Consider the following 25931-nt stretch of genomic DNA (forward strand, 5'->3'; position numbering starts at 1 on the left):
AGCGACGACGACGCCTGGTGCACCGGAGTCCGTAGCCGCAGCTACCAAGATCATTTGCGAGTGAACCAAATCGCCAGCATGGCGAGACCCTGCGATGCTAACCTGACCGTCGTGGAGCCCACCCTCGGTTGGACACTACTGTCCCGCGCAGCCCTCCGGCACGCTGAGAGAAGCCTCAACGAAGACCAACAAGGCGTCCGCGATGAAATCGGATTCCTCCGCCTCCACCAGGCCTACGCCAACCGCTTCTTCCCCGGCACGAGCGTGCTGCAAACGCGGCTGCGCTACACGCTGTTCATCCCGTGGATCTACCAGCGCATCGCCGAGTCTGGAGCGCGCACGCAAATTGCAGAGCGTGTTCAGCAAGAGGAGCTGAGGCTCGTCGCACGTCTGAAGAAGAGCAAAGAGGAGGGCATCATCGGCGGCCGCACCTTTCCCCGTCCCGTGTCTCAGCCGGCGTCGATGGTGTACTGGAACGCTCTGACTCGCTGGCAGATCGTCCACGCGCCGCCGGGCCAGGAGCCGCCAAATCGTGGGCGGCTGCATCGACACCTCGGGCTGCGTCGTCCGTCCACAAATCTGCGCGACGACGATCACGACCCGCTCGACCCAGAGACTTCGCTCTTTGTTGGCGTTCCATCGCCGCCCAAGGAGTGGTTCAAGCCGGCCTCGGCGCTGACCTTCATCCTCCCCAACGCAGAGCGTGAGTTCGTTCGACGGCAGTGGATGACAGTCGAGCGACGGGTAGACGGGCGGCAGACGCTCTTGGCCCGAATGGCGGACCAACGTCTTGAAGTTGATGAGAGCGACCTACTGTGGTCCGAGAATGTCCGCCGCGTGGCTGACGCAGATGACGCTGCGGCGCTGGTTCGTGCCGAGCAGGTTGCGGCTTTTTCCGCCATCGGACGGGCGATCTATGCAGCGCTGACGGAGACGTTGCGTGTCAACGTCGACGGGCTGCCCACTCCGGAGCTGCATCGGGAACAACTCGACAAGGTCTTGGCCCGCTACAGCCGACCGGCTATCGCGCTGGACATCCCGGCCGTCCTCGACGACGAGCCAGCGCTTGCGGGGTCGAGGATCCTCGAGGTGCTGCGCGAGACCAAGGCCTGGTTACAGGGAAGCAAGCGGGCCCTGAGTGACCTCGAAGAGGTCTACGCCACCGCGGAGCTGCGCCGCAAGCGACAGCGGGCGCGCCTGCCCCGAACACTCACCGCCCGCCAACGGCGAGCCGAGTGGGAGGCCGAAAAACACCCACCTGCGCGTCCGATCGGCTACCGCTGGTATCGCGTTCACAGGATGCTGACCGACCTCAATGGAGCAGGATGAAGCGCTGGTCAGGTGTCCCCTTTCTCGAAGCGATCCGGCCTGAGCCCGGCTGGCAGGTGGACCGAGCCGCGTTCGCCTCCTACTCTGCCGACCTCGTGGCGGTCATGGCCTCCCTGCTGGCTTTGGCTGGGCTCGATGACCATCAAGGCAGCGGTAGCAAGGTGTCGGTGGCCCAGGCCCTGGAGGATCTGCGCGGTCGCGTGTGCTTCGTGTTGCAAGCGGGCCGACTCCCCACCCCCAACGTGAGCCGCAAGATCCTCGGGGTGCTCGATCAGTTCCTGCGTGAAGCCAAGCTCCACGAGGGGGTGCAGGCGTGGCACGCGAAGATCGCCGTGGCGCGTATGGTGCCGTCGAAGCCGGGACCCGAGGGCGTGGAGTGGCGGGTGTGGATTGGCAGCCGCAATTTGACGCGCACGATCGCGTTCGACAGCGGGCTGACCCTGAGGGGCCGACCGCGCCTTCCAAACACGGACCCCTCCTCGGGACGCATCCCCGGTGTCGGGGACATGATCGAGAAGCTGTTCTCCCAGACCGGCCTCGAGCTCGACATCCCTCCAGATGAGTTTGAGCAGATCGCCTGGGAGAGCCCCCGCGACGTCGAGGTCCGATGGCTCTCGTTCAACCTCCCGGGGGAGGAGCGCTCGTTACCGCCCGCGCCGGAAGGGCTCACCAGGTTGCATGTGGTCAGCCCTTTTCTCGCCGGCGGGCTCGTGCGTCGGCTTGGGGGCTGGGGCGACGCGAGCACACACCGGGTGCTGCTGTCCACGCTGCCGGAGCTCTCGACGATCACGGCGCAGGCACAAGAACCCCTGCGGGGCTATGCGGAGCTGTTGCATCTCGACGCGCCTGAGCTCGAGCCCACGGACATCAAGCTGGTCGCCGATGAGAGCGAGGCTGACGCACAGTCCGAGGACGACGATGAGGACCTTGGGTTGCGAGGGCTCCATGCCAAACTCATCCTCGCCGAACACGCGGCCGGCACCGCCCTGTGGATGGGCAGCGCGAACGCGAGCAACCGCGCCTGGAGCGGGCAAAACTCGGAGGTGGTGGCCGAGCTGGGCATCGGGGACGAGCTGGCGAAAGAGCTCGAGCAGTGGATCGCTGACCATGCGGTGACCGTATCGCTCGCCGACATTCCGCCACACGAACCCCCAGCGCCCGAAGAGGCCGCCCTCGAGGACGCGCGTCACGAGGTCGCCAGCACCTGGGCGGTGACCCAGACCCTCGGTGAGGATGGACCGCTCCTTCACGGAGCACCCCACCCGTCCAACGAGGCGACGATCGAACTCGAGGTCGGACTCCTCACCGGACCTCGCATCCCTTGGCCGCGTGGGCTCGACCCTCTTCAGCTACCAAGCATCGACCCCGCCTTCACGACTGAGTTGGTGGTCGTGCGTCTACGGCTCGGCAGCTACGAGACCCAGTGGATCCAGCGAGCACCCCTCCCCGATCCCCCCGGCAAGGAACGCGATCGCCTGGCCATCGCGCGCTTTCTCGACGCCCGCACCTTGTTGGCCTGGTTGCGTGCGCTGCTCAACGAGCAGGAGCTCGACGGCCAAGATGACGACTGGCAAGACGAGCGGCGCACCGCCTCCACACACGATGTGACCGACGCCAGCCCGATCTGGTGGGCCCCCACGCTCGAGGATGTGCTGCGAGCGTGGTCGCGGGATCCCGAGCGCATCCACGCGGTGGACCGACGCGTCTCCGCCTACTTCGAGATCATGCGCAACCGAGACCGCCAGGACCGAGGTCCAGACGAGCCCCGCACCAAGGACGATGACATGCTCGACGCGTTTTGGTCGACGTGGCAGCTCCTCCGGGCTGAGCTAGGGGCGGGCTCGTGATCGACGCCAAGCCGTTTCAGCTACGGACCATCGAAACCGTGGTGCGCGCCTTACGAGACGCGAAGGGCTCGCGGCGCTTCCTGGTCGCGGACGAGGTTGGGTTGGGCAAGACCATCGTCGCGCAACATGTGATCAAGTCCATGATGGAGGGACGCACCAAGCCCTTGGTGGTGTTCTACGTCTGCAGCAATCTGGCCATCGCCAGCCAAAATCGTGATCGCTTGCTCGAGGTGCTCGAGCCTGATGACCGCGCGGGCGCAGCCTGCGAGATCGATCGTCTCTCGCTCATGCCAGCAGGGCAGTTGCCACAGCACGAGCGCCTGCGCCTGTTCAGCCTCACGCCCGACACGTCCATCCCCATGCGGAAGGGACGTCGACGCGACGGGCGACAGAGCGAGCGGGCGTTGATCCACGCTCTGGTCAAGCAGCTGTGGCCCGCCGTGTTCAAGGACTGGAAGCGGGATGTGTTCCAGCGCCGAGCCGCCAAGCATTGGCACGCCATCGTTCGCAGCCAGATGGCGGTGGTACGAAAGAACGCGCGACTTCGACAGACCTTCCGCCAATCCGTACGCCGCGAGTTCGGCCTTCGGTCAGGCCAGCGTGTCCGAGTGGCCTTTCGCCGACTGCAAGACACTGAGAAGCACCCTGAGCTCGAGCTCATCGCGCGCCTGCGTAACGCGCTCGCGGCCAGCGCGATCGATGACGTGGGCCCCGACCTGATCATCTTCGACGAGTTCCAGCGTTTCCGGGACCTCCTCCAGGACCAGGATGACGACGCAGCCGCGCGCATCATCAAGCGTCTGCGCGGAGAGGACCTGAAGTCACGCGCTGGCCTCCTGCTGCTCTCTGCCACTCCCTACCGCCTCTTCTCCCGGCGTTGGGAAGATGCGACGGGGGCGTCGCACCACCGCGAATTCTTCGACCTGATCCAGTTTCTGTACGGGACGGGGCCCACCGCCAAGCGCACCCGGATGAAGTGCGAGAAGGCCTTCGTCCGCCTGTCCGACGTCATGCGTCGGGGAGAGCTCGACTCGCCGCATGCGCTCGAAGCCCGAGGCGAGGTACAGGACACGCTCAGGCCGATCATGTGCCGAACGGAGCGGGCGTCGCACGAGCATGGCTGGGTCGACTACAAGACGACCCCCCACGAAGCGCCGTTGATCGCGGAGGACCTTCAGGTGTTCAAGCACTTGTCCAACAGCCTCGACCCCCGCCATCGAACCAGCGCCGTCCACTATTGGGCGTCCATTCCGCTGCCCATGCAGACGATGCGTCGCTACAAGGTGTGGGAGGACGCCAAGCCCGTGTCCGCCAAGGGGGTGCCCACGCTGACCCGGACGAACCGCAACGAGTGGGCGCGTCCGGACCAGTGGCCTCACCCGCGCTTGCGCGCGCTCGAGCAGCTGCGGCCCACGAAGAAGCTCGCGCTGCCGTGGGTCAGCCCGTCGCTGCCGTGGTGGCGCCTCGGTGGTGGGTGGTCTGGAGGCTCAGTCGAGAAGCTGCTCGTGTTCAGTCACTTCCGCGCCGTCCCGCAGACCCTTGGCGCGCTGCTCAGCTATGGGGTGGAGCAGCGGCTGTTCCAGGGCACCGAGCGCGACTACACCCGGGTCACGCGACAGCGGCTGCTCCAGGCCTCGGCGGAGCGCGCCGCGCTCCTGGCATTGTTTCATCCCTCGCCCGCGTTGATCGAGCACACTGATCCCTTGCGAGCCGATCGCAGCTCGGTCAACACACTGCGCGATGGGATGCGCGATCAGGTGCGGAGCTTGTTGGCCAGGCTCGAGATCCCTGTGCGGCCCGGCCGACTCCGCCCTACACACATCGTGCTCGGAGCTCTGGACCAGCGCCTGGACAGTTGGGCCGACCTCGAGCAGATGTGGCTCGACCTCGCCCGCAAGGTCAGGCGCCGGAGCTCAGATGCCGGCCTCGCGTCCCTGGTCAGCACCTGGTCCGACGAGATCGTCGAGCTGAAGTCGGTCGACCCCCGCGAGCTCGACGCGCTGGCCGAATTCGCGCTGTCCTCACCCGGCGTCGTCGTCGGCCGCGCCCTTCGCCGCCACTGGATGCCCGACGAAGACGTGGACTGGGGCACCTTCTACGAGGCCGTCCTTCGCAGCTGCTGGGTCGGCATGCGTCGCTACCTCGACAGTCAGATCTTCGCCGCGGCCTTGCGCGACTCTGACGAGCGCGACTACCCGGTAGCGATCCGCAAGGCGGTGGTCGACGGAAACCTCGAGGCTGTCCTCGACGAGCACTTCTGGATCACCGGTCGGCTGCGCGGGGTGAAAGAAGACGGCCTCCTTGGCGAGTTGGACGATGGCCTCGCCCTACGCACCAGTGTATTTGGCCTGAGCCATCCTACCCGCCGTAGCAGGCGCGCCGTCAACTTCCGCTGCCACACCGTGCTCCCCTTTACCGACGCGCGAGCTGCCTCCGTCGGCGTCTCTGGTGGATTGGAGGCCGACAGCAAGTCCTTCCGCCCCGATACCCTGCGTAAGGCCTTCAATACTCCTTTTTGGCCCCACGTCCTCGCCACCACGTCCGTGGGTCAAGAGGGGTTGGACTTCCATGTGTGGTGCAGGGCGCTCTTGCACTGGGACCTGTGCGGCAACCCCGTCGATCTCGAGCAACGCGAGGGCCGGATTCAGCGCTATGGGGGGCTGTCGGTCCGACGGGCGCTCGCCCAGCGCCTGGGCGAGCGGGCCTTCGATCAGGATGGCGCTAGCCCGTGGCGACACGTCGAGAGGATCGCGGAAGAGACAACCGAGGATGACTCCGGCATGGCGCCCTGGTGGGTCTGCGAGGGCGCCGAGATCGAGCGATGGGTGCTTGAGATGCCGACCAGCGCGCAGGTTCGCAAGCTGGCATGGCTGAAAGAGCAGCGGTTGTTGTATCGGCTAGCGTTGGGGCAGCCCAATCAAGAGGACCTTCTCGAGGTGTTGCGGCGCAAGGGGGTCAATGAGCCGGAAGTGGTGCGGCGTTTGGCGTTGGGGCTGTCGCCCTTCTTCGATGGATATTGAGTCTCGAGGCCTCGTGGCCGCGAAGGCCAGCGCAGTACGAGCGCCACTTTGGGGCTTGGCCAAGATCAACCGCCACGGTAGACCTCACGTCGAAATCTCGTCATACAGCCCCTCGTCTCGACCGGCCTTCGCGCGATCTGTGGCTACTTCTTCTCCGGCCATTCGAAGGCGAACAACACCCTCAAGACCTCCAACGCCAACCGCACCTTCTCCTCCTCCCGCCCAACGAGCAGGTCCGCCAGCTCCCGCTCCGCCGGCAGCAACCACATCTCATAGCTGGCGATCAGCGTAGACAGCCGCAGCTCCAACCCCCGCGTCAACTTCACCAGCGTCACCAAGCTCGGCGAGAACCCGCCGTTCTCCAGTCGACGGATCGTGTCCGCCGAGAGATCCGCCCGCTCTGCGAGCCCCTCCTGCGTCAGTCCACGAGCCCGGCGCAGCCCTCGAACATGCCGGCCAAAGCGAGCGCCGTCGATGTCGTACTCGTCACACATCCGCTCGCTCACGACGACGCCAGCCAGTATCGAGTGCTCGAGGTCCGCCCAGCTCGCTGAATCTTGCCCTCGGCCATCAGCGGACCGAGGACCTTCAACGTGGTCCAGCGGCGCAGCCCAAGATGGCGGGTGATGGTCGACGCGGGAAAGCGACGCTCTGGGCTGGCCTGGAACACCCGCAACATGGACTTCTCGAGCGGCTCGGCAGCGAGCGGTTCGGGCAACGCATGCTCGCTACCCACGACGAGCTCGCCCACGCAGATCGAGGAGAGGGTTGCGGCGTGTTGGCCTTCACTGGCGAGCCGCAACAACTGGTCCAGGCCGAGAGTGGGTGACTGACGAACAACTTGGATGAGGGCGCACCGATGCGCCGTCTCGGCGAGAGTCATTGCTGAGGGCATTGCGAAACCTGCTGCTGGCCGTGAAGGCTTGCTGGCAGGCTCCCCTCGAGCCTTCGTGATCCGTTCGCAGGTTTCTCGAGTTTTCTGGCGAGCAGCCGGCAGGGATGAGCTGTGCGTGCGTACACCTGGCTCCGGGCTCTACCCGGAAGCTATGCCTCATCGATGGCCGCAGATCTTCCGGCAAACGAGCGCCGGCGCCGTCTCAGCGCGTACGGCGAGGGCAAAGACGCCCCCGGGTAAAATTCCACCCATGACGAACAAAATCACCCTCATCGCCGCCGCTGCGACGGGTCTAGTGCTCGCCTTGGCGCCGGCAGCAGCGGACGCGGAATACCGCGATCTGTGCGACAGCTCGAAGGTCTGCGAGTACACCGGCCCCAACGCGCCGCTGCTAAACGCCGCCGTCTGCTTGGATCCGGCGGGCCAGGTGCGGCTCAAGGGCTCGACGGCCTGCCCACAGGGCTCCGTGCCGTTCCACGCCCGCTACGGCGAGGTCTACGAGCCCACGCAGCAGCTGGTCGTCGCCTACATCCCCCTCGAGAGCGCGTGCTCCGTCCCGGAGATCTGCCAGGAGCTCCCCGACGGCTACACCGACAACACCAGCACCGCTCAGAACATCTGCTGCATCGGAGCGGTCTGCTGGCCGGGGTCGGACTGCGGCGGGACGCTGCTGTGGTGCGATGATGGGGTCTGCAACGAGGACGGCACCGTTACCTGTTTCGAGGGGATGGAGATCCCCTGAGCGGCGACTTCCTCATAAGTGGGGGCTGAGTTTTCGAACTTGCCGCCAGGCGTAGTCCTCGAGCTCGGAGAGTTGGGCTTGGCGAGCCAGTCGGCCCGTCATCGCCCAAGCGAACTCGGCGTCGAAGTCGTTCCCTGCATCTTGGAGGGTGGTGGCGGCGAGCCAGGAGACGCGTATGAAGTCATCTGCTCGACCCTCACGCATCGCGGCGGGGTAGCCCATCGAGAGCGCTTGGACGATCGCGGCGTGGTCGTCGTCCTCGATGGCCTCGAGCGCCTCGAGGCTCATCTCGTCGACGAGGGACATCTGGATCTCGAAAGGGGCGGACTCGAAGAGAACCCTCGCGTTCCAGCTGATGAGGGTGCCGCTACCGAGCAGGAAGAGGACGGCGCCAAGCCACCACGCGCGACGCCTCGACGTGGCGTCGCCGAGCTCCTCGAGCAGGCGCGCCATGCTGGGCCAACGGTCTCCGGGCAGCGGAGCGAGGCCTCTCTCGAGCACGCGCCGCAGACGACGAGGGAGCGTGCGTCCACCCCTCGGCGGTCCGCCCATGGCGTCGAAGTAGTCGCGGAGCTCGCCGCCAACATCGAAGGGGTGCGAGCCCGTCAGCGTCCACCACAGCGACACGCAGAACGCGAACTGGTCGCTGCGCTCGTCACCGGGCGCGCCCTGGAGCCGTTCCCTCGACAAAAAGCCCAAGGTCCCCGAGCCCATCAGCGTGCTCTCTTCGGGGGCTCGATCGTTGAGCGACTCGAGGTTCCTCGCCAAGCCAAAGTCCGTCACCACGGCGTGGCCCTCGGCTGTGATCATCACGTTGCCGGGCTTGAAGTCGCGGTGGATCAGGCCCTGGCGGTGCGCGGCAGCCAAGCCTTCTCCAGCCTCTCGGTAGCGCGACAGGATTTCGCGCGTCCCTTTGCCCTCACACCAGCGGTCCAAGGTGGGGCCATCGAGGAACTCCAGCACGAGCCAGCGATAGTCATCTGCCCGACCGTGATCGAATATCTTCACGATGCTTGGGTGATTGACCGCCGCGAGCGCCTTGCCCTCACGGTCTGCGATATCGGGATCCTCGATGGGCATCACCTTGACCGCGACTTTGCGGCCGAGTTCGACGTCCTCGGCTTCGTAGACGGTCCCGTAGCTTCCCGCTCCAACCCGGCGGATCAGCCGGAAACGCCCTCCAACAACGACCTCGTGGACGTTCTCGCGCATGCCGAGGGAGGCCCACAGCTCGTTGAGGCCGAAGGCTGCGACGACAGACAGCACGTCTGCGCCGGCGTCGGCGTGCACATCTTCCCAGAGCTTCTCGAAGGGATAGCCAACGCGCTCGGCGTACGCCCGGAGCTCGGCTTCCGAGCAGTCCTTCGGGACGGGTATCCGGTCTCCTTCCATCGATCCGTGCAGCCATGGTAAACGACCACGGTCCCACGATGGCTGAGAAAAGGTCCCTGCGCGAGCTCCTGGCGAGCCGAGATCCCAAGGCGACGACCCCCTTCGTGCTCGAGCACTACGCGTGGGCGCTGGGTCGGGCGCGGGCTCGGGGAGGGGCGCAGCACGCCGAGGATATCGTCCAGGATGTCTTCCGTGAGCTGCTGGAGCGACCGCCCAAGGGCTTGGAGACCGCGGGCGCGCGGGCGGTCATCACGGTGATGATCTCGGACCGCGTGATCGCTCGCTATCACAAGGCGAAGAAGATGCCGGTTGGGCCGCTGTGGTCTGATCTTCTTGGGGGTGCCTCGAACCCGAGCACGCTTGCCAGGCGCGAGCGGGTCTTTCAGGAGGTCGTGAGCGCGATGCAGCGGCTACAGACCATGCACCGCGCGCTGCTCGAGATGCGCTACTTCGAGGGTCTGCGGCCCGTTGATATTGCTCGGCAGATGTCGCTGACCGACGCCGCGGTGCGAGGCCAGCTGTTTCGGGCGATGGGGTGTCTGCGTGAAGAGCTGGGCTTGAGCGCAGGCCGATGACCAAGTCAGGGGACTACTGTCGTTTCCAGGCTCCGCCAATTCACCGTCGCAGGATCATCAGCCCCAGCCTCAATCGCAACTTCATAGCGACCTGGGGTGAGCTCGAGCTCGTGCACCCTTTCCGAAGGAAAGAACGAGAACAACCCCGTGTGGGAGAACTGAGCCTCGTTGAAGACGTCGCCGTTCCAGTAGTAGATCACCGAGCCGTCCTCGTTATAGCTGGGAAGCTCGTCTTGGAGGGCCTTGTCGAGACAGCCACGGATCCACAGGCCCACGCCACCACTCATGGAAACCTCGTAGGCTCCTCCTTCGAGCGTGACGATGCGGGTCACTGTCGGCACGCCCACGGTCAGACGCTCGGTCTCTGGGTCGCTACAGCTCGCCGTCACGCTCTCGCGCCAGCTCTCCTCCCCGGAGCTCGCCAGCTCGGGTCCCGAGCAAGGCTCCCAGTCGGGGTAGGCGTAGGGGGCTGAGGCGTCATGCTCATCGGCGAGCTCTTGCAGCGGCCCACCGAACGCAGACTCGAAAGACTCCCCCGCGATGAAGTCCTGCATCGCGGACAGGCCGCGGGTCTCGACCAACCAGCGCATGAAGTGGCCAGCAGCCCGGTAGTCGAGCTTCGAGCTCTCGTCCGCGTCGTAGCTAGCGAGCACATCGCCCGAGGTGTTCAGCAGCGTCCCTTGCCCCTTGAGGCCCTCGGCGAGACCCTCACTCCAAAACAGCCGGCTGAAGTCTCGGTTCCGCAACACCGCGTGCACGAGCTCGTGGTCCAGGGCGGTCGCAGTCGTAGCGACCGCGTCCTGGCGAGGCATGTAGCAGCCAAAGGGCGAGACGTCGCAGGGGAGCTCTTCGGGCGTTCCGTAGAGGTAGATGCGGACGGGTCCGTCGTGTTGCACGCCCGTCCGCGCCTCGATGGCCTCGATCTGCGCGTCGATCGCATCGAGGTCTCCCTGGCAGAGGGGGTCGTCGAGGGTTGTCCCGATCTCCGCTCGCGCCGTGCGGTACTCGATCTCCGGGAAGTCGGTACACCCGCACGAGAGCACGGTCGCGGTCAGCGAGAGTCGGGCGATGCGCTTCATTCGATGCGGATGAGGATGGTCTTGGCCGCGCCGGCTCGGGTCACGACGATCGAGAGCTTGGACTTCGCGGCGAGGGCACCGATGGCGAGCATGTAGTCCGCGGCGGAGGAGAGGTCGATGCCGTTCGCGGAACGGATGATGTCGCCCTCCATGAAGCCCAGATGATAGGCCAAGTCGTCCCGGCCCACCGAATCGAGCCGGAAGTAGCCGCCTTCGAGGGGCACCATGGAGGTTGAGTCGTTTACCGCGATGATGCCGCCATCGGCGGCGATGATGTCGATCAGCTCACGAGCGACGACCGTGGTGCCCGCGTCGCGGTCGTACCAGATAAAGTCATCCGGGGCCCAGCTGGGCTGGGAGGCCCCGCCCTCCTCCTCGGGCTGTTCCTCCTGGGAAGAGCCGGCCTCGTCGTCGCCTCCTTCTTCTCCGGCCTCGTCGTTGCCCGAGCCGCAGGAGTACTGACCGACGACCCCGAGCTCGCCGCACTGGGCGGTCGCGGCGGCAGAGCTGACAGAGCAAATCCGGTTGTTGGTGGTCTGCCCACCACAGACGTAGACGTCTTCACCAGGAAGGCAGACTTCGGCGCAGAAGTCCTCGTTGCTCTTGCAAGCCGGGAACAACAGCAGGAGCGCGAGCGGCAAAACTGTACGGAGCGTTCTCATGGCGAGAGGCTCACGCGCTGGCTCCAGGTGGTCAAGGCCGACTCCGGGCGGATCAGCCGGTCTGCTGAGTGAAAGTAATGAGAGTCAGCCGGTGCTGCCCGCCTTGTAGATGGGGCCCTCGCCAACGGAGTTGGCCCCGAGACTGGGTCACGCCCCTTCGGCGTAGTAGGGGATCTGATAGAACGCGATGCGGCCCATGATGTAGGTCGCCGCGTAGCGGAGCTGGGTGCTCACGGCCTCCTCGAAGGCCTCGCTGCGCAACACGGGCAAGATGGGGTCGAGCTCGAGCAGGGCCTCCCGCTCGTTCTCGGTGATCATCGCGGTGTTCAGCACCGTCAAGAAGGCTGACACCTGGTCGCGCTTCCCCTGGAAAATCTTCAGCAGCGTCGGTGTCTTGAGGCTGTGGGCGATGAAGCCGATCGCCTGCTGAGCTCGGTCGTACTGCGTGATCAGCCGGGCCTCGGGGTTGAGGTAGATCCGCGCCCCTTCTTGGATGACGGGCCCGGCCAGAGCGGCACCGATCTTCGCGACCTCGTGGAACAGCCCTACGACTTGCTCTCGCCGCTTGGTCTTGTGCTCTTCTCGGACGACCTGCTCTTGGACCCGTGACTTCCCATCCTGAAGGTCTCGGTAGCGGTCGAACATCTCGCGCTGCTCGTTGATGCTCTCTCGCATGATCTCGCGCGCGCCGCGGACGAGGTCGGGCGCGGCGGCGATCGAGCTCGTCGCCATGTCGAGGGCGCGCGAGACGTGGTCGAGCATCGCCTCGTTCGCGGCCGCGAGCCGATCGAGGTGCGCGTCGATCTTCGCGTCTGCCCGCTGCCGTTCGTACCACTCGGCCTCGCGGTTGGGCTCTCGCCGTGAGCGCGGCTCGACCCGCGGTCGGGGAGGCTCGACGCGCACGCTCGGCTGCTCGACTCGGGGTGGGTCCACGGGAATTTTGGGATAGGTCGAGTCCTCCGTCTGGTCCACGAGGACGAGCCGGCGCCCGACGGCGATGACCTGCTCGCCATAGACGTCGTAACCAACGAGCCGGAAGTCGCACCACTCGCCGTCGGTTCGGGTCGTCGTCCACGCCGCGGCGACCTTCCACAGATCCTCGACGATCACCGAAACCTCGAGCCGCCGCTCCGCGGGGTCGATGGCGAGGTCGGGGAGCTTCCACTCGACGCTCGCGCCTGGGAACTCTGTTGCTCCAGCAGCGAGTGGGTCGTCGCCGAAGCTGTACTCCTCCGGGTTCTCGAGCATGACCCGGTGGGCACCTCCGCCTCGCTTGCACATCAGCCGTACGATAGCGAGCTCTTCATCATGTGACTGGAGACCATTGACCCACGCCACAGGAATGGTGTCTACATTCTTCTTTTCACCTGCCATGTTCTTCGAGCCTCCTATCGGTGGATAATTCGACATGGGAGAGTCGGCAAGTGGTTTTTCGTATCGCTTGTCTCGCGTCAGTTCTGACGCGTTGTGAACCACGAGATCGAGCCTTGAGCCAGTCGCGTTTAGAGCGCGCTCGAGCCATCTGCGAGCCTCGTTTGAGACGCGGTTGGTACTCGGCTAGGACGCGGTTGAGCCTCTCCCGAGCCCCTGTTGAGACTCGTCCGAGCCTCTCGTGAGTCTATTTTGGAGGAACCAAAAGCGGGCACATTTGCATGGTTCCAACCCATCGACTCGACCCGAGGGGGGCCTCGAACAATTGTCATTTAAATCAGTCGACGATCAGCCGGACCTGAGTCAGGCTCACCTCATGCGGTACGAGCAGGCGTCGAGCGCTTCGCGCCCCCATGGGAGGCCCGGATGACGGCGATGAAGACCATGGGCATCGTCGCGGCGACCCTCGCGGCGAGTGCCCTGATCGGCGGCGGAGCCTACTGGCTCTACCGGCGTTGGGGCGAAAAGAAGCAAGAGACCGAGGTTGACCCAGAAGAGCTCCCCAACGACCACGATGATGACGGCGTCACCGAGCCAGTCACGCCGGACGAGGTTCGCCCGCGGGGAGGCTTCATGGACCGCAACACGCTCCCCGACGACGTGAAGCAGAAGTTCATCGACGCCTTCGGCGGCTACGCGCCGCCCAAGGACGAGATCCTCGACAACCTGACGCAGGAGGACGTCATCCTCTTCGGCGTGAAGTCGGAGCCCGTGCCGGGTTACCCCAGCGTGCGCGAGGAGATCCTCACCGCGAAGGTCCGCACCGTCGAAGACACGGTGATCCGCGCCCGGATCTCCGAGCCCGCTCTGTACTCGGCCCACCTCGGGGCCCACGCTGGCCACGGCTTTCGCTTTGGCGAGATGGTCGAGGTCCCTCGAGGGGTGATCATCCTGGCCGCGCGGCCCAAGCCCAACGGCATCGAGAATTACGGCAAGTATGGCCGCCCCGCGGCGACCTTGAAGCCGAGCCACTCGACGAAGAAGACCTACGACGTCTACCCCGGGACCCCTTACGACCTCGTGATGCCCTACATCACCGACGACATCGAGTTTCACGTCGACCGCGAGATGGTCCGCTTCGAACTCGTCGGGTCCAAGGGGCTGCACCAGCAGATCGTGTTCAGCGAGGGCAGCATGCGCGGCGACGTGACGCTTCGGGCGCTGGACCGCGATCCCAAGACAGGCCTGGTCTTCGTCGCACGCTGGGATCTCTTCATCGACCCCTGATGAGCGCCGTGGTGGCCTGCTCCTCGTAGGCCTGCGCGGCGCTCCTCCAACCGAACACCCCCGCTTGGCGGCGCGACGCTCGAGGGCTGCGTTTGCTTCCATGCCAGCCCGACGTTGAGGCACCCCGACCTCGGTGCTAGCTTGGTCTCGCCCAACGGCGCGCCGTCCCAACTCCGAAAGGACAACAGGATGAGCGTCTACAAGAAGCGATGGACCGGCAAAGACGGCCGCGTCCGAACCAAGTGGATGGTCCACATCAAGCACACGGGCCCCGACGGCAAGCGCAAGGAGATCCGGCGAGTCTCGCCGGTCAACACGCGCCGTGGCGCCGAGGCCTTTGAACGCGAGCTCCGGGACAAGCTTTTCCCGGGTGCGCGCGGGAAGGACAAGCGAACGCAACACATTCGGAGCGCGCCGACGCTCGAGGACTTCGCCCCGGAGTTCCTGGCTTTCCAAGCCAGCCCCGGGGCCTCGCGCAAAGGCCCGAACAAGCCCGGCGAGCTCCGCGAGAAGCGGCGCACTCTGGACAACCACCTCATCCCGGCCTTCGGCGAGCTCCGCCTCGACGAGATCCGGGCCCGCGACATCGATCGCTACATCACCCGCAAGCACGCCGACGGCCTGAGCACCAGCACGATCTCCAATCACCTGATCGTGCTCAAGCGGTTGCTGAACGTCGCCCGGCGGTGGGAGCTGCTCGATCGGATCCCGGAGATCCCCACGCCCAAGAAGCCGGCGCGCACGGACTTCTTGAGCAAGGACGAGGCCCGGGCCCTGCTCGTCGGGGCCGAGGAGCAGTGGCGATCGCTGGTGCTCTTGGGTCTGCGAACCGGGCTGAGGCTCGGGGAGCTGCGCGGGCTTCGGTGGCGGGACGTCGACCTCGAGGGCGGGCGAGTCCGCGTCGAGCAAGCCGTCACCAACGCGGGGATCGGCACACCCAAGTCCGGCAAAGGTCGGAGCGTGCCGCTGGCCCGGGACATCCGGGAGGCGCTCGCGGTTCGTCGAGGCCCTCGCCGGCGCAAGCCGGACACGCTGGTCTTCGCCCAGTCGGACGGTCGGCCGTTGGCCCACAACACGATCGGCCGAGCGTTGACCCGCGCGGCCGAGGCCGCGGGGATCGAGCGGCGCATCACCCCGCACGTGCTGCGGCACACCTTCGCGTCGCATGCGGTGCTCGCGGGAGTGCCGATCCGGATCGTCCAGGGGTGGCTCGGGCACGCCGACATCACGATGACGATGCGGTACGCGCACCTGAGCCCGGAGGGGCACGGGGGCATGATCGACCGTCTGCTCGACTAGCTTCGGCTGGCTCGAGGGACGGCTCGGAATCCGCGCCAAGAGCGCGGAGCACAATGGGAGCACACGTTTGGGGAACCAACGGAAAACGGGCAGCTAGAGAGGTCTAGCTACCCGCCTGGAAGCTCCGGCAACAGGACTCGAACCTGTGACAAGTCGGTTAACAGCCGACTGCTCTACCAACTGAGCTATGCCGGAATGGTTGGGAGACGGGGTCTAGCCGACCTCCTGGGGCCCGTCAAGATCAATTCAACCCATCGTGCCCGAAGTCCCGACACCAGTGTCAGTCAGGCTCATTTTCGGGTGCGCTCAGTCCGCAGAGCGGCGAGCCTCAGCGCCTCCAAGCGTTTCCTAGAACTGAAAGTAGACAAAGGGCTGCTCGCAGATGTCGTCCGCGGTCCCGTGCTTGCCGTCGGGCCCGACGATGCAAAGCTGCGCCTCTCCAGGGACATCGCTATAGATGATCGGGTGCCCCCAGGGGTCGACGAGCTGCTCGGCGGGTACGCCCTCGAGGGCGCGCAGCTGGCCGTCGGGGCCGTGGTCGACGGGGCCGTCTTGGGCTCGCAGGGCCTGGCCGAGGGTCCCGAGCTGCTCGTTCGCGGCGATCACCCGGTCGAAGTAGGTCTGGGTCTCGGGGCGGATGCAGGCGTCGAAGTCTCGCTTCTCTTCGGCTTGAGTCCGGGTCGCGGGTCCGGCGAGGAGGCAGCGGGCGATGTCGTCGGCGATCCCCGGTGGGTGCGCGGCCATGGACTCGCGGCACTCCTCGACGCGCTCGGGGGTCTTGTCGTCGATGGTCTCGAGGGCGCGGTCGCAGGCCTTGGCCCACAGCGCGGGCCCGCTTTGTTTGGGGGTGCAGGCGCAGGCGAGGGCTGCGAGGCCGAGGACCCAGGGGAGGGCGCGCATGGGTCGACGGTAGCAGGCGCGCGTGCGGGTCATGGGATCGGCGTGAACTCTTCGCAGGCGAGGTCGATGAGGTCGATGGCCTCGGCGAAGAAGTCCCGGTAGCTGTCGGCGCAGATCGAGCCGGTCATCGAGCGGTCCATGCCGTTGACGAAGCTCTGCAGCCGGGGGGCGGCCTCGGCCCCGTCTTCGGTGAGGCAGGTGGCGCCGGGGAGGCCGTAGTCGCTGATCAGGCCAGGGACGACGATGGCTTCCTCGGGGGTGGCCTTGGTGCGCGCAGCTCGTCGATCCAGGGGGGCGGGTTGAGGTCGCGCAGGAAGCCCGCGTTGCAGCCCCCGTCTGGGTTGTTGGAGTCGGCTAGGGCGGCGAGCATGGAGCCGAGCGGTCGCTCGCCGCCGGTCCCCGAGGTCCCGACGGCGGCGATGCAGCTGAAGATCCCGTGGGGGTCGGGCGGGTCGGGCTCCATGAAGCGCGAATCGCCCGTGATGCCGCGGTCGTTGCCGACCTTGTCCTGGATGATGCCCGAGACGAGCTCGCACTCGCAGCTGTCGTCGCAGCCGGTCATGTCGACGCAGCTGAACTCGTCGTTGGGGCCGCAGGTCCCGGTGAGGTCTTGCATGCATTCGCCGAAGCACTCGGGCCCGTAGCAGGTGCAGTCGATCTGGGTCAGGGCGCAGGTGCCCATGAAGAACCGGTCGGAGCACAGAATGTCGCACTGGGGATCGCGGGGCAGGACCGCGCGGGTGTCTGTGTCGGTGACCATGACCTGGAGCGACTCCGCGCCCATCTGGGCGAGCTGCACCTGCATGGCGTCGATGAAGCTGGGGTAGCTCTCGACGAGGGCCTCCTGGCGCGGCCCATGGAGCCGGAGTTGTCGACGACGAACAGGTCGACGCCCTTGCAGCCCTCGTCCGGGTCGGTGCCGGTCTCGGCGGTGGCCCGTGTCTGCGCCTGGATCCGAGGCGGTCGCGCGGCTCCGTCGGTGGTTGCGGATCGTCGGCGGGGCGGGGGCGCTCGGGCTCGCGGTGGTCGTCCTCGGTCCGCTGTCTGGTGGCGGCGGGGAGGGGCCCGCACGTCGAGCCCGAAGCGCCCGAGAGCGAGGAACTTCGAGCGCCCGACGAGGCCGACAACGTCGACGAAGTCGTGGCCCCAGAGCTCGAGCCGGTGGGGGTCGCGCCCGAGCCCGAAGCTTCGGCGCCCGCGAAAGCGGACGAAGCTCGGAGCCGAGCGCGGCGCAGCTGCTCGAGCGAGCCAACCTACCGCACGGCCGAGGGCGTCGCCTTTTTCGGCCTGGCGCGCGCGCGGCCGGGGCTGTCGGTGCGCGTGGGCGCGTGCCGAGGATGAGGGGGGCTCAGCGGCCCAGCTGCGCGACGTCGGCGAGGCCGAGACCCTCGGGGCGCTGGCTCAGGTGGACGACGCTCGCGTCGAGGCTGTGGACCTCGCCGAGGTCGTCGACGCGGACGATGGTGTCGACGCCGTCGAGATCTTCGAGGGCCTCGGGCAGCTCGGCGATGAGCCAGGCCATGGAGAAGTCGTTGGTGTAGTGGACGACCGCGGGCAGCACGTCGACGAGCTCGCCCCCAGCGCGCAGCTCGATGGAGTGGCGGTTGTCGACGGCGTAGGGGTCGCTGCCCTCGGGCAAGGTGCCGTGGCCGACCCACCAGTAGTCCTCGGTGTCCGGGCCGATGGTGGCGAGCAGCAGCGGCTCGTCGTAGTCCGCGAGCAGCTGCATGTCCGGGGAGGAGGGCGCAGGGGTGCCGCCGCCTCCCTCTTCGTCCTCGCCGAAGTGCTCGCCCTGGGGCAGCTCGTAGTCCCAGCTGGTCAGGCGCTGGGCCCGGACGAAGCTCTTGCCCCAGCTGTAGCTCGACACCCACGAGGGGTCGCAGTAGCTCATGTAGTCGCGGTGGGTGTCGGGGTCGTAGAGCTCGAGGCTGCGGATGCCGAAGCCCCAGTGCCCGATGCGGCCGTCGTCGTAGGGGTAGTTGGGGTCGGTGTTCTCGGCGACGGCGGCCATGCAGAACACGTGCAGCTGCCCCGCGTTGTGGCCGACCTCGTGGGCGACGATCTCGGCGGCGCGCCTGACGTTGTTGCCCATGGCCGTGGCGGAGACCCGCTCGTTGCCCTCGCCCAGGCCGCCGCCGGGGACCTGGGCGATGCCGCCGACGTAGTCCACGTGGCCCTCGGGCACGGGGAACAGGGCGTGGTAGTAGACGTTGGGGAAGGCCAGCTCGTTGTCGCGGAGGGCCGAGAGGGGGCCGAGCACGGAGCCGAGGTTCTCCATGGGCTTGTCCCACAAGATGGGCTCGTGGACCTCCCAGGTGACCTCGCTGACGGGGTTGAGCTCCATGAGCAGGTCGACGATGAGGGCCATGTTCTCGGGCGAGGTGTCGGTCGTCCGGTCGATGCCCTCGTAGAGGTGGTGGTAGGGCACGAACACGATCTTGAGCTCCATCGGGTCGCCCTGGATGCCGAGCAGCTTGGGCTCGGCGGGGCTGGCCCAGATGTGCTCGTCGAGCTTGGCCTTGGCGGCGGCCTGGCCCTCGTCGATCTCGACGAGCTCGACCTTGAAGGTCATGTTGGGCTGGATGTGGCCCTTGGCGGCCTCGAGGCCGAAGGAGAAGGTGCCGTCGAGGGTGTTCGGGGTGCTGTCGCCGTCGACGAAGTGGCGATCGTCGAGCACGACCGTGCTGCCGTCCTCGTAGCGGAGCAGCAGCCGGCCCTCGATCTCGCGGGGCTCGAAGCCCTCGTCGACGCTGTAGTGGACCCGCACGAGGGTGTCGCGGTCTTTGATCAGGGCGCCGAGGCGCCCGCTGCCGCCGACCCAAGCGTCGCCCTCGGCGACGTAGATGGCGGTGCCCTGGTTGGCCTCGACGCTCAGGATGTCGATGCCCAGGGCGGGGTAGATGGGCTCGCCGTCCTCGCTCACGGCGGTCACGGGGTCCGAGTTGCACGCGCTCAGCGTCAGGGCCGACCCGGCCAGCAGGCAAAGCGGCGCGAACAGGGACAGCGAGCGCAGGCGGGGCGAGACCATGGCGCTCACGATAAGAGATTTTTTGGGTCTGGGGGGACCCCTGGAGCCTCTCGAATTGTCGCTCTAACCGTTCGGGGTGGAGCACACGGCTTTTTCCACGCTCGCGCCGCAGCGCGCGTGCAGGGCCGCGTACCAGTCGGCCGCGGCCTGGACGCGGGCGCCGAGGGCCGTGGCGCCCCACACGACGCACAGGGTCCGGCGGGTCCCGGCGTGGGTCTTGCTGCGCTGGCTGTCCTTGACCGGGTTGGCGCAGGGGCCCGCGCCGTCTTGCAGGCACAACAATCCGTCGATCTTGATGACCTGGCCCGAGGCGTTGAACACGTACTCCCCGGCCTCGACCACGCCCACGCGCAGGGGGGCGGCGACGCGCTCGAGGTCGACGACGCTGATCGGAACGCCGGCGTGCAGCGAGGCCACGTTGCACAGATCGACGGCGAGGTTGATCGAGCCCAGGGTGTGGCCGCGGGCGGCCTTGAGCAGGAACTCGCTCGCGGGCTTGCTGCGCCCCGAGGGTCGAAAGCCGCCCTGGCGGAGGAGATCGCGGACCGCCTTGCGCAGGGTGTCGTCGGGTGGGCCTTCGCTCCAGCCGAGCTCGACGGCGGCGCGGGCATCGACGCCGGGGTCTTCGGCGAGGGCGGCGAGCAGCTCCGGGGGGCTCGGGCACTGCTCCAGGGGCGCGGGGAAGGTGGCGACGAAGGCCGCGAGCGAGAGCAGGGGGTGGTCGTCGACGAGGAGCTCGAGGGCCATGGGCGGGGATGATAGCCAAGCCCAGGCGCGTCGAACGCGTGCGCGGCGGCGGCTGGAGGGGCGCTGGCTCGCGGGGGAGGGGCGCCCAGGCCTTCCTCGCAGACCTGCGCCTCGCTCCGTGCTAGGCCCAAGCATGGCTTCGCGCTCGCGTCCTCGCCTCGCCTTCACGACCCTCGGGCTGTGCGTCCCGGTGGCGCTGGCCTCCCTGGCCGCGTCGAGCTGCGGGACCGACGAGCCGTCCGGCCTGGCCGTGCTCGGCGACGGCAGCCACTCCCTCGACGCCGTCGAGCTGACGATCCTGAGCGCCGAGGGCGAGGGCCTCGACGAGCCCACGGACCTGGCCTTCAACCCCGACGACCCCAGCGAGCTGTGGGTCATGAACCGGGCGCCCATGGTCGCGCCGGCCTGGGAGGGCCCCGGCGATCCCCCGCGCAACGCCCCGCTCGAGCAGCACTGGCCCTCGGTCACGGTCTACTTCGGCCTGGACTTCTCCGTCGCCGACGACGGCCACAGCTTCCGCCACGTCATCGACCCGTGGGGCGTGCACCACATGGCCAACGTCAGCTCCGTCGCCTTTGGGGCCCACCACATCCCTTACCGCGACGCGCCCTCCGACGTGGGCGGGCCCGGGGATCCGCGCTCGTTTGCGACTTGCCAGGAGAGCCGCAACCAGTTCAAGGGCTACCGCGACCCCAACGACTTCCAGGGCCCGAACCTGTGGTCCGGCAAGCTCGGGCGCGAGCCCGACCCCGAGTACGACTTCTTTGGCGAGAGCTTCGAGGGCCCCGTCGCCGACTCGCAGGCGACCTGTCTGGCGGGCTGCGAAGAGGGCGACGTCGAGTGCGAGGAGGGGTGCCTGCTGCGCGATCCGGGCTCGCACCTCGACATGCTCCACGAGAGCCCCAACTGCATGGGCATCGCGTGGGAGCGCGACAACGTCTACTGGGTCATGGACGGCTGCGGGGGCAACCACTTCATGGGCGGCGAGGCCATGGACTGCGCCGAGCTCGGGGACATCGTGCGCTACGACTTCCAGGCCGACCACGGGCCCGGGCGCCACGACCACAGCGACGGGCTCATCGAGCGCTACGCCGTGGGCGTGGTCGAGTACGTCCCGGGGGTGCCCTCGCACATGCAGGTCGACCAGGAGGCGCGGGTGCTGTTCGCCGTCGACTCGGGCCAAAACCGGATCCTCGCCGTCGACATCGACGCGGGCCAGCGGGTCGAGATGCTGCCGATCCGCGAGGGCGGGACGGAGCACTGGGAGTGGATCGGGGCGCGCATCGACACCCTCGTCGAGGGCTCGGAGGTCGGCATGGAGCTGCCCTCGGGCCTGGCCCTGTACACGCCGCCGGGCGGCGAGAAAAACAGCGTCGTGCTGGTCACCGACAACGCCCAGGGCAAGATCTACGCCTTCGACCGCAAGGGGGCGCTCGTCGACGAGCTCGACCTGGGCGTGGGCGCGGGCGCGCTCATGGGCATCGACGTGGCGGGCGACGGGAGCATCGTCGGGGTCGACGCGGTCCGCCATCAGGTCTGGCGGCTGGCGGCGAAGCCGGGCTGAGCCGAGCCTCCCTCAGCGGTAGATCGTGGCTTCGGGCTCGGAGGCGAGGAGCTGCTCGACGTGCAGCAGGTGGACCTCGGCCTCGTGGCGCTGGGCCTGGGACAGCGCGCCGGTCCGGTCGGGGGTGTCGAGCAGTTGGGCGATCGGGCCGAGCCCCACGCCGAGGGCGCGCAGCTGCTCTTGGTCCTCGGGGCCGAGGCCCTCGAAGCCGCGCCGCCAGTCCCACAGCAAGCGCACGCACTCGCCGGGCTCGAGGGCGTCGGACAGGCCCGCGCGGGCGAGGTGGGTGTTCTCGTAGAACCTCAGCAGCGAGGGGCGCAGGTGCGTGGGCCGGGTCGGGTCGTCTTCGGCCTGGGCGAGGGCGACGCGGTCGGCCTCATCGTTCAGCTTGATCCGGCGCAAGACCACGATCGCCGCCGGCGACAGGAAGGCCGCGACGCCCATGATCATCAGCCAGCCAGCGTGCACGAGCTCGCCGACGCTCATCGACAGGCCGATGAAGACCGCGAGCACGGCCCAGAACACGAGCACGCCGCCGGCTCGGATCCCGGCGCGCCGTTTGAGCTGGCGCGACTGGTCGCTGCGGGCCTGCGCGAGCTGCTTGGGGTTTTGGGCGAGCTTCGCAGGGAGCGTTGGAGCCTCTCGGCTCACGCGGGGCTCTCGGAGGCGGCCATGACGGCGTCAGTCTAGCTCCCCGAACGAGCTGCGCGAAAGTCCCAGGGGTTGACGAACGCACAGGTTTATCGTAAATCGACGATTGACGCTCAGCCATGCCGAAGACCGCCCCCTGCTGCCCCCCCGCCGAGCCCACGCCGCCCGTACCCGCGGACGAGTCCGAGGCCAACGAGGTGCTCGCGCGCCTGGCCAAGGCCCTCGCACACCCGGCGAGGGTGGCGATCCTCCGGCTGCTGGTTCGCCACGAGGGCTGCATCGTCGGGGACATCGTCGACGAGCTGCCGCTGGCCCAGTCGACGGTCTCGCAGCACCTCAAGCAGCTCAAGGCGGCGGGGCTGATCCGCGGGGAGGTCGACGGACCGCGGGTTTGTTACTGCGTCGAGCCTGGCGCCGTCGCGCTGTTCAAGGCCCTGGTCGAGGGCCTCTAGAGAGACATCGAGACATCGACAGATGGGAATCTTCGAGCGCTACTTGTCGCTGTGGGTGGCCCTGGCCATCGCCGCTGGGGTCGGCCTGGGCCTGGTCGCCCCGTCCGCCTTCGAGCTCGTCGCGAGCTTGGAGTGGGCCCGGGTCAACCTCGTCGTCGCGGTGCTGATCTGGCTGATGATCTACCCGATGATGCTCAAGGTCGAGCCCTCGTGCCTGCGCGAGGTCGGGAAGAAACCCAAGGGCCTGGCGCTGACGCTGGTGGTCAACTGGCTGATCAAGCCGTTCTCCATGGCGGCGCTGGGCGTGCTCTTCTTCGAGCACGTGTTCGCGGATCTGGTCCCGGCCGAGGACGCGCAGCAGTACATCGCCGGGATGATCCTCCTGGGCGTCGCGCCGTGCACCGCGATGGTGTTCGTGTGGAGCCACCTGACCAACGGCGACGCGAACTACACCCTGGTCCAGGTCACGGTGAACGACATCATCTTGGTGGTTGCGTTCGCGCCCATCGCCGGCTTGCTGCTCGGGGTGACCGACCTGCAGGTGCCCTGGGAGACCTTGCTGGCCTCGGTGCTGATCTTCGTGATCATCCCCCTCGGCGCGGGCGTGCTGACCCAGCGCCGGCTGATGCGACGGGGCGGGGCGGAGGCCGTCGAGACCCTCGCCGGGCGCCTCAAGCCCACCTCGATCATCGGGCTGCTGCTCACGGTGGTCCTGCTGTTCGGCTTTCAGGCCCAGACCATCGTCGCCCAGCCCGGACGCGTGGTGCTCATCGCCGTGCCCTTGCTGATCCAGAGCTACGGCATCTTCGCCGTCGCCTATGGCCTGGCGCTGGCCCTGCGCCTGCCCTTCGAGGTCGCCGCGCCGGCGGCGATGATCGGGACCTCGAACTTCTTCGAGCTCGCGGTCGCCGTGGCGATCAGCTTGTTCGGCCTGTCGTCCGGGGCCGCCCTGGCGACGGTCGTCGGCGTGCTCATCGAGGTGCCGGTGATGCTCTCGCTGGTGGCCTTCGCCAACCGCACCAAGGGGCGCTTTCCCGCGCCTTCGAGCGGGTAGAGCTGGTAGCTTCGGCCCATGCTCCAGGCCCGGATCTCGCCCCCAATCGTCGTCGCCCTTGCCTGCGTCGCGTCGCTGCTGGTCGCGTGCGCGGGGGAGGACACCCTCGAGGGGCCGCAGGTCCCGTCGAGCGCCGGAGATGGGGGCGAGGAGGCGGCCGCGGCAGCTCCGTTGGCGACGACGACCGCGAGCTCGACGGCGGCCAACGTGCCCTCGACGGACATCTACCTCGGGCGCCTCGACGCGCGAGGCGAGGCGTGGCGGGTGACGGCGCTGCGCAACGCGACGGCGCGCGAGGGCTACGACAACCAACCGCGCTTTGTACCGGGCGAGGGCGGCGGGGCCTTCCTGTTCACCTCCGTGCGCGAGGGACAGTCCGACATTTATCGCTACGCCCTGCCCGACGGCCCGGCGACTCAGGTGACCGACACCCCAGCCAACGAGTACTCGGCCACGCCGCTGCCCGGCGGGGCGGGCTCGATCTCCGTCATCCGCGAGCTCGACGGGGTGCAGCAGCTGTGGCGCTACGGCCCCGAGGGGCAGGATCGAGGTCAGCTCTTCGACGCCCTCGTCGCCGTGGGCTACCACCAGTGGCTCGACGCCGAGGCGCGCTGGGCTGCGTTCTTCCTGGTCGGTGAGGATGGGGCCGCGAACACCCTCGTTCACGCCCGCGCGCCGGGGCGCGAGCCCGCGCTGATCGCCGAGGATCCGGGGCGCTGTCTGGCGATGATCCCCGGGCGCGAGGCCATGTCCTTCACCCGAGTTGGGGACGCCGGAGTGGAGATCGCGGCCTACGACCTGGCCACGGGATCGAGTGAGGTGATCACGCCGACGGTGACGCCGGCCGCGACGGAGACCCAGGACTACGCGTGGGCCCCGGACGGGAGCGTGCTGATGGGCGACGGCGCAGCCCTGTGGCGCTGGCGCGAGGGCCTGGGCTGGAAGCGTCTCGAGCTCGAGGCGGCCCCGGGCGCGGCTTTGCCCATCGCGGGCCAGAGCATTACGCGCATTGCTCTGTCGGAGGCGGGACCGAATGGGGACGGGCTGTGGATCGCGCTCGTCGTCGGAGGCTCGAAATAGCTCGGCCTCGTGGACGCCTTTTTTGACACCGAACTTGGTTATCATCAGCGAGCGTGGTCCTCGAGCTCACCCATGATGTTCTGTCTCTGACCGGGGGCAGCGCACGCGTCGTTCGTCCGACCAAGACGGACGGCCTGAGCGGGATCAAGTTCGTGTGCTTCCCGAGCGTGGGCGACTCGGCGCGCAACTACTCCGAGCTCATCGCCAAGCTCGCGGGCCGCGGCCTGTGGGCCTGCGCCGTCGAGCCCCCGGGCTACGGGCTCTACGCCGAGCACTCGCCGCCGAGCTTCGACCTGCTCATGGGCCACTGGGCGCCGGCGGTGTGCGCCGCCATCGAGGGGCCCAAGGTCCTGGTCGGCCACGGCTCGGGGGCCGCTCTGGCCAGCGCGGGCCTGTCCGTCGAGGCGCTGATCAACGCCGCGGATCTGCGCGGGCTGGTGCTGCTCGACTGGACCCCTTCGGGCCGGGATCTCCCGCCCTTGGCTTCCTTCCTGCCCCAGTCCGACGAGGAGCTGGACACCTTGCTCGGGCGTACGTGGTTCGCTCCGCCCAATTTCGGCCCGGGTGCCCGGCGCATGCTCTTGACCCGGCTCAACGAGAACGGGGCGCGGGGCCACGCGGAGTCCTTCGACCCGACCGGCTGGGCGCACCACCTCGACGACTACCGCGGCACGACCTTGTTCGTGGTCGGCCGCGACGATCGCATGGTCACCGTCGAGCACATGCGCGAGGGCGCGAGCGAGCGCGACGGCGGGCGCCTGGTGGTCATCGACGAGTGCGGTCACTACCCGCACCGCGAGCAGCCCGAGGCCTTGGCCAAGGTGCTCGCCGCCTTCGCCGAAGAGTCCGAGGACGACTGACCGCTCTCTCCTCGGGCGAGGAGGGCGTGCCGGGCGGGTGTGACGATCTGGCGCATGTGTCATCGCAGCACACTCGCGGCTTGTGTCGAGCTCTCTG

24 protein-coding genes and 1 tRNA gene are annotated in these 25931 nt (G+C 67.8%); 13 read left to right on the forward strand and 12 right to left on the reverse strand.

What is annotated here, in order from left to right; all coding sequences use genetic code 11:
• The first annotated feature begins 60 nt into the window (after nt 1–60).
• The 3 genes from PPSIR1_RS20525 to PPSIR1_RS20535 are packed head-to-tail and all read left to right on the forward strand — an operon-like array spanning nt 61 to nt 6196.
• Nucleotides 61–1329 carry a DUF6361 family protein gene (locus tag PPSIR1_RS20525; protein ID WP_053335403.1) on the forward strand — a complete coding sequence of 423 codons (1269 nt, stop codon included), beginning with the start codon at nt 61–63 and terminating at the stop codon, nt 1327–1329.
• Nucleotides 1326–3176, forward strand: coding sequence for a phospholipase D family protein (locus tag PPSIR1_RS20530; RefSeq protein ID WP_157595762.1), 1851 nt, complete (start codon nt 1326–1328; stop codon nt 3174–3176). Before PPSIR1_RS20525 ends, PPSIR1_RS20530 begins: the two co-directional genes overlap by 4 nt.
• Complete coding sequence (locus tag PPSIR1_RS20535) at nt 3173–6196, forward strand: DEAD/DEAH box helicase family protein (RefSeq protein ID WP_006973065.1); 3024 nt, start codon at nt 3173–3175, stop codon at nt 6194–6196. Before PPSIR1_RS20530 ends, PPSIR1_RS20535 begins: the two co-directional genes overlap by 4 nt.
• Before the next feature lie 143 nt (nt 6197–6339).
• Here PPSIR1_RS20535 and PPSIR1_RS20540 read toward each other — a convergent pair whose 3' ends face one another.
• Nucleotides 6340–6702 carry a helix-turn-helix domain-containing protein gene (locus PPSIR1_RS20540; protein WP_006973066.1) on the reverse strand — a complete coding sequence of 121 codons (363 nt, stop codon included), beginning with the start codon at nt 6700–6702 and terminating at the stop codon, nt 6340–6342.
• Complete coding sequence (locus PPSIR1_RS20545; protein ID WP_045116414.1) at nt 6699–7079, reverse strand: hypothetical protein; 381 nt, start codon at nt 7077–7079, stop codon at nt 6699–6701. Before PPSIR1_RS20545 ends, PPSIR1_RS20540 begins: the two co-directional genes overlap by 4 nt.
• Nucleotides 7080–7341: 262 nt before the next feature.
• Between PPSIR1_RS20545 and PPSIR1_RS20550 the strand changes: the two genes are divergently transcribed.
• Nucleotides 7342–7833, forward strand: coding sequence for a hypothetical protein (locus tag PPSIR1_RS20550; RefSeq protein WP_086001536.1), 492 nt, complete (start codon nt 7342–7344; stop codon nt 7831–7833).
• A 12-nt stretch (nt 7834–7845) separates the two neighbouring features.
• On the opposite strand, the gene PPSIR1_RS20555 is transcribed toward PPSIR1_RS20550, so the two are convergent.
• Nucleotides 7846–9225, reverse strand: a complete 1380-nt coding sequence (locus PPSIR1_RS20555) for a serine/threonine-protein kinase (RefSeq protein ID WP_006973069.1) — start codon at nt 9223–9225, stop codon at nt 7846–7848.
• A 104-nt stretch (nt 9226–9329) separates the two neighbouring features.
• Here PPSIR1_RS20555 and PPSIR1_RS20560 point away from each other — a divergent pair, with 104 nt between their 5' ends.
• Nucleotides 9330–9800, forward strand: a complete 471-nt coding sequence (locus tag PPSIR1_RS20560; RefSeq protein ID WP_157595763.1) for an RNA polymerase sigma factor — start codon at nt 9330–9332, stop codon at nt 9798–9800.
• A gap of 5 nt (nt 9801–9805) precedes the next feature.
• On the opposite strand, the gene PPSIR1_RS20565 is transcribed toward PPSIR1_RS20560, so the two are convergent.
• The 3 genes from PPSIR1_RS20565 to PPSIR1_RS20575 form a co-directional block, all read right to left on the reverse strand.
• Nucleotides 9806–10879: a hypothetical protein gene (locus PPSIR1_RS20565; protein ID WP_006973071.1), complete on the reverse strand. Its 1074-nt coding sequence runs from the start codon at nt 10877–10879 to the stop codon at nt 9806–9808.
• Complete coding sequence (locus PPSIR1_RS20570; protein ID WP_157595764.1) at nt 10876–11541, reverse strand: Do family serine endopeptidase; 666 nt, start codon at nt 11539–11541, stop codon at nt 10876–10878. Before PPSIR1_RS20570 ends, PPSIR1_RS20565 begins: the two co-directional genes overlap by 4 nt.
• 147 nt (nt 11542–11688) lie before the next feature.
• Nucleotides 11689–12822, reverse strand: a complete 1134-nt coding sequence (locus PPSIR1_RS20575) for a hypothetical protein (protein ID WP_045116415.1) — start codon at nt 12820–12822, stop codon at nt 11689–11691.
• A gap of 516 nt (nt 12823–13338) precedes the next feature.
• On the opposite strand from PPSIR1_RS20575, the gene PPSIR1_RS20580 reads away from it, so the two are divergent.
• Complete coding sequence (locus PPSIR1_RS20580; protein WP_006973074.1) at nt 13339–14199, forward strand: hypothetical protein; 861 nt, start codon at nt 13339–13341, stop codon at nt 14197–14199.
• A gap of 189 nt (nt 14200–14388) precedes the next feature.
• Nucleotides 14389–15498 (forward strand): tyrosine-type recombinase/integrase, encoded by a 1110-nt coding sequence (locus PPSIR1_RS43325; protein ID WP_006973075.1) that lies wholly within the window; start codon nt 14389–14391, stop codon nt 15496–15498.
• A 122-nt stretch (nt 15499–15620) separates the two neighbouring features.
• Here the strand turns inward: PPSIR1_RS43325 and PPSIR1_RS20590 are convergent.
• The 3 genes from PPSIR1_RS20590 to PPSIR1_RS20600 form a co-directional block, all read right to left on the reverse strand.
• Nucleotides 15621–15693: transfer RNA gene (locus PPSIR1_RS20590), tRNA-Asn, on the reverse strand.
• Nucleotides 15694–15846: 153 nt separating this feature from the next.
• Nucleotides 15847–16398, reverse strand: coding sequence for a hypothetical protein (locus tag PPSIR1_RS20595; protein ID WP_157595765.1), 552 nt, complete (start codon nt 16396–16398; stop codon nt 15847–15849).
• Between the two features lie 226 nt (nt 16399–16624).
• Nucleotides 16625–17203: a hypothetical protein gene (locus PPSIR1_RS20600; protein ID WP_006973078.1), complete on the reverse strand. Its 579-nt coding sequence runs from the start codon at nt 17201–17203 to the stop codon at nt 16625–16627.
• Between the two features lie 242 nt (nt 17204–17445).
• On the opposite strand from PPSIR1_RS20600, the gene PPSIR1_RS20605 reads away from it, so the two are divergent.
• Nucleotides 17446–17739 (forward strand): hypothetical protein, encoded by a 294-nt coding sequence (locus tag PPSIR1_RS20605; RefSeq protein ID WP_006973079.1) that lies wholly within the window; start codon nt 17446–17448, stop codon nt 17737–17739.
• A 7-nt stretch (nt 17740–17746) separates the two neighbouring features.
• On the opposite strand, the gene PPSIR1_RS20610 is transcribed toward PPSIR1_RS20605, so the two are convergent.
• A complete protein-coding gene (locus tag PPSIR1_RS20610; RefSeq protein ID WP_045116416.1) occupies nt 17747–19426 on the reverse strand; it encodes a hypothetical protein in 1680 nt (559 codons plus the stop codon).
• Nucleotides 19427–19489: 63 nt separating this feature from the next.
• Nucleotides 19490–20173 carry a phenylalanine--tRNA ligase beta subunit-related protein gene (locus tag PPSIR1_RS20615; protein ID WP_006973081.1) on the reverse strand — a complete coding sequence of 228 codons (684 nt, stop codon included), beginning with the start codon at nt 20171–20173 and terminating at the stop codon, nt 19490–19492.
• A 133-nt stretch (nt 20174–20306) separates the two neighbouring features.
• Here PPSIR1_RS20615 and PPSIR1_RS20620 point away from each other — a divergent pair, with 133 nt between their 5' ends.
• A complete protein-coding gene (locus tag PPSIR1_RS20620; RefSeq protein WP_006973082.1) occupies nt 20307–21737 on the forward strand; it encodes an NHL repeat-containing protein in 1431 nt (476 codons plus the stop codon).
• Nucleotides 21738–21749: 12 nt separating this feature from the next.
• Here the strand turns inward: PPSIR1_RS20620 and PPSIR1_RS20625 are convergent, their stop codons facing one another.
• Nucleotides 21750–22388: a hypothetical protein gene (locus PPSIR1_RS20625; protein ID WP_006973083.1), complete on the reverse strand. Its 639-nt coding sequence runs from the start codon at nt 22386–22388 to the stop codon at nt 21750–21752.
• Nucleotides 22389–22507: 119 nt separating this feature from the next.
• Here PPSIR1_RS20625 and PPSIR1_RS20630 point away from each other — a divergent pair, with 119 nt between their 5' ends.
• Genes PPSIR1_RS20630 through PPSIR1_RS20645 form a run of 4 tightly spaced genes read left to right on the forward strand, consistent with a single transcriptional unit; the run spans nt 22508 to nt 25834 of the window.
• Entirely contained in the window at nt 22508–22840 is a 333-nt protein-coding gene (locus PPSIR1_RS20630) for an ArsR/SmtB family transcription factor (protein WP_006973084.1), read from the forward strand.
• A 22-nt stretch (nt 22841–22862) separates the two neighbouring features.
• Nucleotides 22863–23894, forward strand: coding sequence for an ACR3 family arsenite efflux transporter (gene arsB, locus PPSIR1_RS20635; RefSeq protein WP_006973085.1), 1032 nt, complete (start codon nt 22863–22865; stop codon nt 23892–23894).
• An 18-nt stretch (nt 23895–23912) separates the two neighbouring features.
• Nucleotides 23913–24974: a TolB family protein gene (locus tag PPSIR1_RS20640; RefSeq protein ID WP_006973086.1), complete on the forward strand. Its 1062-nt coding sequence runs from the start codon at nt 23913–23915 to the stop codon at nt 24972–24974.
• 53 nt (nt 24975–25027) lie between these two features.
• On the forward strand, nt 25028–25834 hold the full coding sequence (locus PPSIR1_RS20645) for an alpha/beta fold hydrolase (RefSeq protein ID WP_006973087.1): 807 nt from the start codon (nt 25028–25030) through the stop codon (nt 25832–25834).
• Nucleotides 25835–25931 lie beyond the last annotated feature (97 nt).

This window comes from Plesiocystis pacifica SIR-1 (assembly GCF_000170895.1).
Taxonomy (GTDB): Bacteria; Myxococcota_A; Polyangia; order Nannocystales; family Nannocystaceae; genus Plesiocystis; species Plesiocystis pacifica.

Coding starts and splice junctions, on each gene's coding strand:
- PPSIR1_RS20600 (WP_006973078.1), bottom strand. CDS start 17,203: ATGCAGGTGCAGCTCGCCCAGATGGGCGCGGAGTCGCTCCAGGTCATG.
- arsB (WP_006973085.1), top strand. CDS start 22,863: ATGGGAATCTTCGAGCGCTACTTGTCGCTGTGGGTGGCCCTGGCCATC.
- PPSIR1_RS20580 (WP_006973074.1), top strand. CDS start 13,339: ATGACGGCGATGAAGACCATGGGCATCGTCGCGGCGACCCTCGCGGCG.
- PPSIR1_RS20640 (WP_006973086.1), top strand. CDS start 23,913: ATGCTCCAGGCCCGGATCTCGCCCCCAATCGTCGTCGCCCTTGCCTGC.
- PPSIR1_RS20620 (WP_006973082.1), top strand. CDS start 20,307: ATGGCTTCGCGCTCGCGTCCTCGCCTCGCCTTCACGACCCTCGGGCTG.
- PPSIR1_RS20565 (WP_006973071.1), bottom strand. CDS start 10,879: ATGAAGCGCATCGCCCGACTCTCGCTGACCGCGACCGTGCTCTCGTGC.
- PPSIR1_RS20615 (WP_006973081.1), bottom strand. CDS start 20,173: ATGGCCCTCGAGCTCCTCGTCGACGACCACCCCCTGCTCTCGCTCGCG.
- PPSIR1_RS20595 (WP_157595765.1), bottom strand. CDS start 16,398: ATGCGCGCCCTCCCCTGGGTCCTCGGCCTCGCAGCCCTCGCCTGCGCC.
- PPSIR1_RS20575 (WP_045116415.1), bottom strand. CDS start 12,822: ATGTGCAAGCGAGGCGGAGGTGCCCACCGGGTCATGCTCGAGAACCCG.
- PPSIR1_RS20630 (WP_006973084.1), top strand. CDS start 22,508: ATGCCGAAGACCGCCCCCTGCTGCCCCCCCGCCGAGCCCACGCCGCCC.
- PPSIR1_RS20550 (WP_086001536.1), top strand. CDS start 7,342: ATGACGAACAAAATCACCCTCATCGCCGCCGCTGCGACGGGTCTAGTG.
- PPSIR1_RS43325 (WP_006973075.1), top strand. CDS start 14,389: ATGAGCGTCTACAAGAAGCGATGGACCGGCAAAGACGGCCGCGTCCGA.
- PPSIR1_RS20555 (WP_006973069.1), bottom strand. CDS start 9,225: ATGGAAGGAGACCGGATACCCGTCCCGAAGGACTGCTCGGAAGCCGAG.
- PPSIR1_RS20610 (WP_045116416.1), bottom strand. CDS start 19,426: ATGGTCTCGCCCCGCCTGCGCTCGCTGTCCCTGTTCGCGCCGCTTTGC.
- PPSIR1_RS20530 (WP_157595762.1), top strand. CDS start 1,326: ATGAAGCGCTGGTCAGGTGTCCCCTTTCTCGAAGCGATCCGGCCTGAG.
- PPSIR1_RS20545 (WP_045116414.1), bottom strand. CDS start 7,079: ATGACTCTCGCCGAGACGGCGCATCGGTGCGCCCTCATCCAAGTTGTT.
- PPSIR1_RS20570 (WP_157595764.1), bottom strand. CDS start 11,541: ATGAGAACGCTCCGTACAGTTTTGCCGCTCGCGCTCCTGCTGTTGTTC.